General features: G+C 68.7%; 8 protein-coding genes and 1 pseudogene. 4 read left to right on the forward strand and 5 right to left on the reverse strand.

Going from position 1 to position 8,387, the window contains the following annotated elements; all coding sequences use genetic code 11:
• Positions 1-1,535: helix-turn-helix domain-containing protein (locus tag OP79_RS47930; protein ID WP_033329532.1), on the reverse strand; the 1,535-nt coding region annotated here is incomplete at its 3' end.
• Positions 1,536-1,609: 74 nt separating this feature from the next.
• On the opposite strand from OP79_RS47930, the gene OP79_RS47935 reads away from it, so the two are divergent.
• The gene (locus OP79_RS47935; protein WP_157857529.1) at positions 1,610-1,945 is read left to right on the forward strand and encodes a hypothetical protein; all 336 of its coding nucleotides are present in this window, start codon (positions 1,610-1,612) and stop codon (positions 1,943-1,945) included.
• Between the two features lie 128 nt (positions 1,946-2,073).
• On the forward strand, positions 2,074-2,913 hold the full coding sequence (locus OP79_RS47940) for a hypothetical protein (RefSeq protein ID WP_033329534.1): 840 nt from the start codon (positions 2,074-2,076) through the stop codon (positions 2,911-2,913).
• 232 nt (positions 2,914-3,145) lie between these two features.
• Here OP79_RS47940 and OP79_RS56325 read toward each other — a convergent pair whose 3' ends face one another.
• Positions 3,146-3,601, reverse strand: coding sequence for a hypothetical protein (locus tag OP79_RS56325; RefSeq protein WP_169786272.1), 456 nt, complete (start codon positions 3,599-3,601; stop codon positions 3,146-3,148).
• On the opposite strand from OP79_RS56325, the pseudogene OP79_RS47950 reads away from it, so the two are divergent.
• Positions 3,588-4,977, forward strand: a pseudogene (locus tag OP79_RS47950) (ISAzo13 family transposase); the annotation flags it as partial. The gene OP79_RS56325 and the pseudogene OP79_RS47950 sit on opposite strands and share 14 nt — an antisense overlap.
• 345 nt (positions 4,978-5,322) lie before the next feature.
• Positions 5,323-5,865 (forward strand): hypothetical protein, encoded by a 543-nt coding sequence (locus OP79_RS47955; protein ID WP_157857530.1) that lies wholly within the window; start codon positions 5,323-5,325, stop codon positions 5,863-5,865.
• A 167-nt stretch (positions 5,866-6,032) separates the two neighbouring features.
• Here the strand turns inward: OP79_RS47955 and OP79_RS55795 are convergent, their stop codons facing one another.
• The 3 genes from OP79_RS55795 to OP79_RS55800 all read right to left on the reverse strand — a co-directional run bounded on the left by OP79_RS55795 (position 6,033) and on the right by OP79_RS55800 (position 8,108).
• Entirely contained in the window at positions 6,033-6,179 is a 147-nt protein-coding gene (locus OP79_RS55795) for a hypothetical protein (protein ID WP_157857531.1), read from the reverse strand.
• A gap of 128 nt (positions 6,180-6,307) precedes the next feature.
• On the reverse strand, positions 6,308-7,792 hold the full coding sequence (locus OP79_RS47960; protein WP_033329537.1) for an NF041680 family putative transposase: 1,485 nt from the start codon (positions 7,790-7,792) through the stop codon (positions 6,308-6,310).
• Positions 7,793-7,904: 112 nt separating this feature from the next.
• Positions 7,905-8,108, reverse strand: coding sequence for a hypothetical protein (locus tag OP79_RS55800; RefSeq protein WP_157857532.1), 204 nt, complete (start codon positions 8,106-8,108; stop codon positions 7,905-7,907).
• Between the last annotated feature and the right edge of the window lie 279 nt (positions 8,109-8,387).

Consider the following 8,387-nt stretch of genomic DNA (forward strand, 5'->3'; position numbering starts at 1 on the left):
AGCACCATCATGAGGGACAGGCCGGTTCTCAACCGGCGCAGGCGTCGGGTGGTACGGGCCGCAGTGCGTTGTTCCTGGTCGCGTGCGGCGAGGCTGGCGGTGAGGAAGGCGTGCTCCAGGCGGGTCAGGTCTCCGGGAGGCGCGTCGCCGAAGTGTTCCTGGGCGGTGACAAGCCTGCTGCCCCGGTACAGGGCGCCCGCATCGTGGCCCAGTTCCTCCCAGGCGCGTGCCGCCTCGGTCAGTTTCCGGTGGGCGCGCAGGCGGTCACGGTCTTCTTCGATCCACCCGCGCAGCCGCGGCCACGCGCTCAGCAGAGCCTCGTGGGCGATCTCGACGCTGGTGTCGTCCAGGGTGAGCAGGCGTGCCCGGGCGAGGGCTTCCAACACCTGGCCGGTCTCCTGCTGGCCGGCGTCTTGCAGTTCTCCCCTTTCGGCGGGTCGGCGGGTGTCGGGGGTACCGTCACCGGGGGCGACCAGGCGCAGCAGCACCCGGCGGGCCGCGGCCGCCTGGCCTTCAGTGAATGTGTCGTACAGGTCCTCGGCGGTCTTGGCGACCGCCCCGTCCAGGCCCCCGGCGGCCTCGTAGCCGGCCAGGGTCATGGTCTTGCCACGGCGGCGGCGCCAGGTCTCCAGCAGCACGTGCGAGAGCAGCGGCAGCCCGCCAGGCGCGTCGGCGACCTCGTCGACGAGGCGAACGGTCAGGGCGCGTTCCACGATCAGCCCGTGCGCCTGGGCCGGTTTGACGATCACCGCGCGCAGCGCGTCGGCACCCAGGGGCCCCACCGGCACGGTGGACTCCCGTATGGCTGCGGCCAGTTCGGGATGGGTCAGGCAGTGGGCGTAGAAGTCGGCGCGTACGCCGAGGACGACGCGCAGCCGGCTTGCGGGCTCGGCGGCGGCCAGCAGGCGGGCCAGGAAGCCGGCCCGCTCGCCGGTGTCGCGGCAGAGGGTGAAGACCTCCTCGAACTGGTCCACGACCAGCCAGGTGTCCTGCTCGCCCGGGGCCGGTACGCACACGGTGTCGTGGGTGCGCAGCGGATGCTCGCCCGGGGTGAGGATCCGCACCGCCGCCGGCCGGTGCGGTCCCTCCAGGCTGCGCAGGCGGGGAATCAGCCCCGCCCGCAGCAGGGATGACTTGCCGCTGCCGGACGGCCCGAAGACCGCGACCACCCGGTGCTCCGCCACCGTGCGGGCCAGCGCATCGGTCACCTCGTCCCGGCCGAAGAAGAGCTCCGCATCGCCCACGTCGAACCGGGCCAGGCCACGGTAGGGGGACGCGGCAGTCTCGTCCGCCACCAGGTCGGCCGCCCGGGCCTGCTCCGTGACCGCCTCGCGCCAGCGCCGCTGCCACGCCTGCTCCTCGCCGCCGCACGCCCGCACATAGGCCAAGACCACCGGCAGGGAGGGCAGTTGTTCTCCTGCGGCCGCTCTCGACAGGGTGGTGACCGAGACCTGCACCTGCCGGGCCATCTGCCGGTAGGTGATGCCGCCCGCTTCCTGACGCAGCTTGCGCAACTCGAACGCAAACCGCTGCACCGGCCCCAGCCCCGGATCGGGGTGCCGCGCTTGTCGGCGCGTCCGCCGCCCTGGTGCTGGGCGGCACTCTCGCCATGGCGCCGACCGCGGCCGCCGGAGAGGACAGCCGGTATGCCTACACGACAGATCCCAGCCCAGCTGGTGGTAAGGCCCGCTTCATCGCCGACGGAGACACCATTCAGGCGTGCGACCTGCACACCGACGGCTACTACGTCTGGGGTCATCTCTACTACCTTATGGGCTCGTTCATAGAGAGCGTCCGGGAGGAGACCACCGGGGATTGCGACGGCGACAACCACAACATCGGCGAGAACCGGTACGTCTGGGTGGCGACCTGCCTGGGCGACAGCACCGGTGCCAACCTACGGTACTGCACCGAGACCGCCGACTGGACTATCGGAGTCTCGTGATCATGCTCGGTGGTATGCGGTGGGTGTGGGCGCTCCGGTGGCGCCCACGCGCACTGCTTTCCCTGGCTGTCCTCGGCTGCGTTACGGGATGCACCACGGGGGGCGCGTCAGCTCCAGCGATACCGCCGGTGGCCGGCACCCCCACGCCGGTTGCCGGGACGATTGCTCGTCTGCCGCTCGACGCCTATCTACCGGACGCGAAGCAGGAGGCCGCGCTGGGCCGCGCCCAGATGCGGCTCGCGAACGACTGCCTGCGCCGCTTCGGTCTGGCCGCGACCGGGGAAGTCCCGCTCTCCGGCTTCCAGCAGGCCCGCTGGCGCCGGGGCCAGCTGCTCGACGAGCGCCTGGCGCAGAAGCACGGCTTCCACTACACCCGCTACCCACAGCTCCCCGCCAGCCGGACGAAGACCATGGCCCCACCGCGGTCGCAGCCCAGCTCCGCGACGGTGGCGGTGCTCACCGGCCGGGTCGCCAGCTACCGCGGCAAGCCAGTACCGGCCGGCGGCTGCCGCGCCACCGCGGACGCCCGGCTGGCCGCCGGGATCACCTGGCCTGTGGGCCCCAAGGGACAGCGGCTCGGCGACTTCGGTGCGACGAACAACTTCACGTTGTCCCTGCAATACCAGGCGTACGAACGGGCACTGCGCGATGATCAAGTCGTCCAGGCAGCCCGGCGCTGGAGCGCCTGTATGAAGGACCGCCACCATCTTGCCTTCGACACCCCAGGGCAGGCCGCCACCGACCGGCGGTGGGCCACCAAGACGGTGGGAACGCTGGAACGCAGGGTCGCAGTTGCCAGCGTGCGCTGCCAACTCGACGTCAACTACCTCGGTGTGCAGCAGGCGGTGCAGGCGGCGTACGAGAAGGAGGCGTTCCGCGCCCACATGCACCCGCTCCAGGCGATCAAGAAGGCACTGCACAAGGGGATGGCCAACGCCAGGGCCGTGCTGGACAGTACGTCGCCCTGAGAAGCGTTGTGCTTCTTCAGCCCAGGGGTGCGCCGCGCTCCTGGGCCCGGGCGTAGAAGGGCTCACCGACGAAATGCGGCGTGCCGGGCTGTCGGCTCGAGCCGACAGCCCAGGTGATCAACGAGGACCTTCCACAGTGCCACTGACCAGTCCCGAATGTACGGACGCACGCGGCGTATGAGGAAGGCAGTGAGCGCCGATCCATCACATCGAGCGACGGGAAGCAGAACCGTCAGAGCGCGAACGATCTATGGGCAGGTTCCTGTATCTCTGGTATCAGTCTGAACCTTCGTGACGGCTCGTCAGTATATCTGACGAGCCGTTTCGGCTTGTTGGACGGTCCAGACGCGGCAGGCGTCGTTGCCTGCCGGTCGTACGGTGACTGCATGAGCAGGGACGGCGTTCCCTGGCTGAGGCTGGTTGTGATCGCGAACGAGGACTCCGGGCCGCGGTTGTGCCGCGGGTGCGGGGGTCCGCTGATGCCGTCGGCGAAGGCGACGGCGGTGTTCTGTTCGACCGCCTGCCGGTCGCGGCACTGGCGGCGGATGCGGCGGGCGCGGGCGAGGACCGAGGCGGTGAAGGCCAGCGTGATGTCCAACTGCCCGGAGTGCGGGACGGCCTGGACGGTCGGGGTCGAACGTCCTGCCTCGGCAACGTACTGCTCTCCCGCCTGCCGCAAACGGGTCACGGATCTGAATCCGGGGCTTCGGCCGGCACTGTTGGCGCTGGTCGAGCCGGATGTGCGGGGCGACCCGATGTCGCCGCTGCGGTGGACGGTGAAGTCCACCCGCACGCTTGCACGGGAGCTGACCCGGGCCCGGGCACCGCGTCAGCGCCGACACCGTCGCCGACCTGCTGCGGGAGGAAGGGTTCAGCCTGCAGGCCAACGCCAAGACCATCGAGGGCAGCCAACACCCGGACCAGGATGCCCAGTTCCGCCATCTCAACGAGCAGGCCCGCGAGCACCGGGACACCGGCCAGCCGGTGATCAGCGTGGACACCAAGAAGAAGGAACTCGTCGGCGAGTTCAAGAACAGCGGCCGCCAGTGGCGGCCGACGGGTGAGCCGGTACCGGTGAACGTGCATGACTTCGCCGACCCGCAGCTGGGTAAGGCCGTCCCCTACGGGATCTACGATCTGGCGGCGGACACCGGCTGGGTCAACGTCGGCACCGATCACGACACCGCCGCGTTCGCGGTCGAGTCGATCCGCCGCTGGTGGCACGGCCAGGGCCAGGCTGCCTACCCGCAGGCGGCACGGCTGCTGATCACCGCCGACACGGGAAGCTCCAACGGCTACCGCACCCGTGCCTGGAAACTCGAACTGGCCCAGCTCGCCGCCGAAACCGGGCTGACCATCACCGTATGTCACCTGCCGCCCGGCACTTCGAAGTGGAACAAGATCGAGCACCGGCTGTTCTCGCACATCATCATGAACTGGCGCGGCCGCCCGCTGACCAGCCACGAAGTCATCGTCCAGTCCATCGCCGCGACCACCACCCGCACCGGACTGCGCGTGAGCGCCGCACTCGACACCAACACCTACCCCACCGGAGTCCGTATCGGTGACGCGGAGATGGCGGCACTGCCGCTGACCCGACACGCATTCCATGGCGACTGGAACTACGCCCTGCACCCGCAGCCCTGCCCCGCCGTCCCGGCGGCCCCATCTCCGCAGGCGCCGGCCCCGCAGTGGGACCACACCCTGCTGTCCGATCCCGCCCTGACCGGCATGTCCCGGCAACAACTGGACGACCTCACAGGGACTTTGGCCCTCGATGGCGATACCCGGCGCGGCCGTCCGCCCCGGCTCGCCTTCCCCGAACAGGTCCTGGCCACCGTGCTTCATCTGCGGGTCGCCCTGGCCGCGGAACCCCTCGCCGTACTGTTCGGCAGCAGCCGGACCGCGATGCACCGCACCCTTCTGAAGAACAGGAAACTGCTCGAGGCGCACGGCATCGTCATCCCACCCGCGACGACGCCACCCGTGGTCCTCGCGGCCCTCCAGGCTCGCGTCCTCGCCCAAACCGGCGAGCCCCACAACAAGATCAAGACGACGTGTTAATGATCTGCAAGCCCTTAGGTCGGACACTAAACCGCAGGTCGAAACGTGCTTCCTGAACTTCCGTCACCACCAGTGCAGATCACCGCATTTTTCAGAGATTGTTTGTTCGGGCACAGCCCCCGAAGGCGAACAACGCCTGGGCCGCTACACCTGGAGCGGATAGCACGTCCAACAGGGCCGTCTTGGTGGCCCGGGTCAACTGGTCGACGCATCTGGTAGCGCCACCGCCCGGACACCGCAGGGGCAAGCGAACGGCGTCCTCGATGCGGCCCAACGGTCCCGCTCTGGTGGGAGAAATGAGGCTCGGTGATCAAGAAGAAGAGAGTAGTGGGCGTAGCGAATGCCATGAATGCTCGCAAGGGTGCCGCCCGGGCACGCCGGCCGCTGGCGATGATCGCCTCGGTCCTGCTCATCACAGGTGCCTCGACCGGCGCCGCCACGGCGGCCGGTGCGCAGGAGGACGGGAAGTTCTGCGTTGTCGAGGTCGGCAAGTCGGTCGACGGGGGCTTCTCGCCGGTGAAGTCGAAGACGTGCAGCGACGACCCGGCCTCGTCGGCCTTCACGGCGGCGGCCGCGCCCGACGTGCTGCTCATGGAGTGGTTCTGGAACGCGTACAACAGCCCGGGGGACGTCACGCGCATCATCGTGTCGGCGGAGGAGGGGCCTTGCGACTCGTCAGGCTACCGCCTGCGGCCGAACTTCATCTGGGACAACGAGATCTCCGGCTTCTACACGTACAGCAACTGCCGTGAGGTGACCATCTACGACGGCTACAACCGGGACGGCGACTCGCAGTACTGGTACGACGGGGCGGGCGACGGGCCCAACGTGCCTTATGTCGGCGATTGGATGAACGACCGGACCAGCTCGCTCTGGATCCGGGCCTGACCCGCGATCCCGACGCAGCACCAGGGTAGGACGCCGGCTTGACTCCGCCGGATCGCGGATCGAGCCGGCCGGCCAGGTCGGCGCATGAGCCCTACGGTGTGGGGCTGGTAAACAGCAAAGGGGCCGGAAGACAATTTGTCTTCCGGCCCCGGGCGAGCCCGCCGGGCTTACGCGAGGTACTCGTAAGCGTCGGCCGGAACCTCGATGATGCCGAGGTGAGTGATCGCCCGCCGGGGGCCCTTGGGCGCAGGCTTCGGAGTGATCAGGGCGATCAACTCGTCCGCGAACGTGGGGCCGCTGAATCCGCCGCGCACAGCGAAGTCGTCCGCCCGCCGCGCGATGCGCTCGACTCGGTGGCAGGGGCGACTTCTTTCGGTCTGGGCCGAAACGAGGGCCTCGACCTGCCCTTTTGAGGATCAGAAACAGGTTCTTAGCTTGTTCTTTAACCTTTCAACCGCTGCAGGGCGATAAGGGTCTTCTCGCGACGGACGGTCTTGCCCACGTCGTAGCGGGGTGCCCGGCGTCTGTTCCTCGTGCCGGGTGGCCGTCCTGGGCCGGGCCGGTGGGGTTTCGGCGCTCTGGCGGGGCAGGGCATGTGCTGGCGGAGGTTCCGAAAGGTCCGGCGGACCCGGGCGGGGGTGAGCCGGTTTGGTGCGGCCGGCTTCTCCCACGGGTGCCGTAGATCCCGGGTCAGTAGGCGGGCGAGCCGGAGCTGGGTGTAAGCGGCGATGATCAGCCAGGTCCACCGGTCGGCGGCTTCCGGTTCTCGCAGCCGGGGCTTCGTCCAGCCGAGGGTCTGCTTGAACAGGCGGAACGTGTGCTCCAGGTCAAACCGGCGGAGAAATGCCTGCCAGGCCCGATCGACGTCCGCGTCGGTGGCACCGGTCTTGGAGGACCACAACCACACCGCCGGAGCCGCCCTGCCCTTCGACAGGTGTTCAACCTCCAGGCGGACCAACGTGCCTTCGACCAGTGGGAGTTCGCCTTCGTGGTCCAGCCAAGCGGCCCGGTGAGTCAGCCGCGGATGCACTCGGTCCCATGCCTGGCTGACGGCCTTGCCGTAGTTCGCCGTGGCGGTGCGCGTGGTGACCGCTGGTTCGGGCCAGGTCTCCGGCCTGGCGAAGCGGAACTCCGGACCGTGCTTCGGTGGCCGGCCGCCCTTGGGGTCGTAGACACGGGCCGGCTTCGGTAACCGCATCACGCGGTCACCGCGGACCCGCCCGACCATCTCGACGGGCAGGTCTTGCAGGACCCAGGCCAGGCGAGTGACGTCGTATCCGGCGTCCGTGACGATGACAATGTCCGGCTCGCCGGGCTGCCACTGGCCTGCGGCGATGAGCCGTTCGACGACATCGCGGAGCTGGGCGGCGGTGACCGCGGTGGCGTCGTCGGCCGGGCCGAGGCGGACCGCGTCCAGGATCTGCGTCCAGGAGGTGGCGCCCATCTCCAGCACCGCGACGAAGGAGTACGGCCAGCCGGGGATGAACTGTGAGGCTGTCTTCGCCCGGCCGTAGACGTGGCAGAACAGCCGCTCGGGAGAGCAGGGCGCGTCCGAACGCAGCCACGGAGAGACGTCCACGGCCAGGACCAGCCGCCCGTCCGGAAACCGGGGCAGCGGAACCCCGGCCAGCAGCGAGCGCAGCCGGCCGGTGTCGATCCGGCCCTGATTGAGACCGTCGTACATCGCGCCGTGCCCACGGCGGTGCTCGGGCAGCAGTGTCAGCTCCACCACCGAGTGCACGGCACCCGGCGCACACAACACCGCATCCGCGAGCTCGAACAGCTCATCGCCCCGGTCGGTCAGACACTCGTACAACTCGGCCCGGAAGCGTGACGCTTCCGCGAACGCTTCTCCCGGAACAGCTTCAGGCAGCAGACTCACCCTCACGGCCTTCGTTCTGATTAGTGCACCTTGGTCGGAGCACATGATCAGGCGAAGGCCGCCTCAGCGTCCGGAGAATACCCAGGTGAGCGACCCAGTTCGAGATGCCGTTCGACGCCGGAAGCTACAGATCAAGCTGAGCAGCCATGCGGCGTCCTCACGGGGACTGGCGCTGCGAGCGCCGCGACGCGCGGAAAGTGACACCAAGGACTCCGCCTGCACCACCGCCGAGCACCAGGCCCATCGCCATGCTGTCGAAAACAGCCAGTCCGAGCACGAGCCCAACTGGAATGCCGATCAGCATGCCTACAACAAGCCCTGTGCTGATGGACGGTACGCGGGCTTCCTCGTTGTTCGTCACACGATCATGGTGCCGGACGAGCCCCCTGGAGACGAGCTTCAATACGGCCAACCTTCAAGGTCGGCCGGACCTTAAAGAACAAGCTCAGAGGGCGTTTTCACCATTGATGCGCGTTTTCTCCTGCATTTCTCGGTGCGGGTTGGTCGGCTCATTGGGGCAGGTGGAGTGGATGTGGCCCATGCGCTGCATGGTGTGACGCCTGGGGCGCAGTATGGCTTGCACCTGTCTCATCCCTGGACACCCCGTTCTGCGTCTGTGCTTCCGCATGCTGGCGGCGTG

This window comes from Streptomyces yerevanensis (genome assembly GCF_000716805.1).
In the GTDB taxonomy this organism is placed as follows: Bacteria; Actinomycetota; Actinomycetes; order Streptomycetales; family Streptomycetaceae; genus Streptomyces; species Streptomyces flaveus.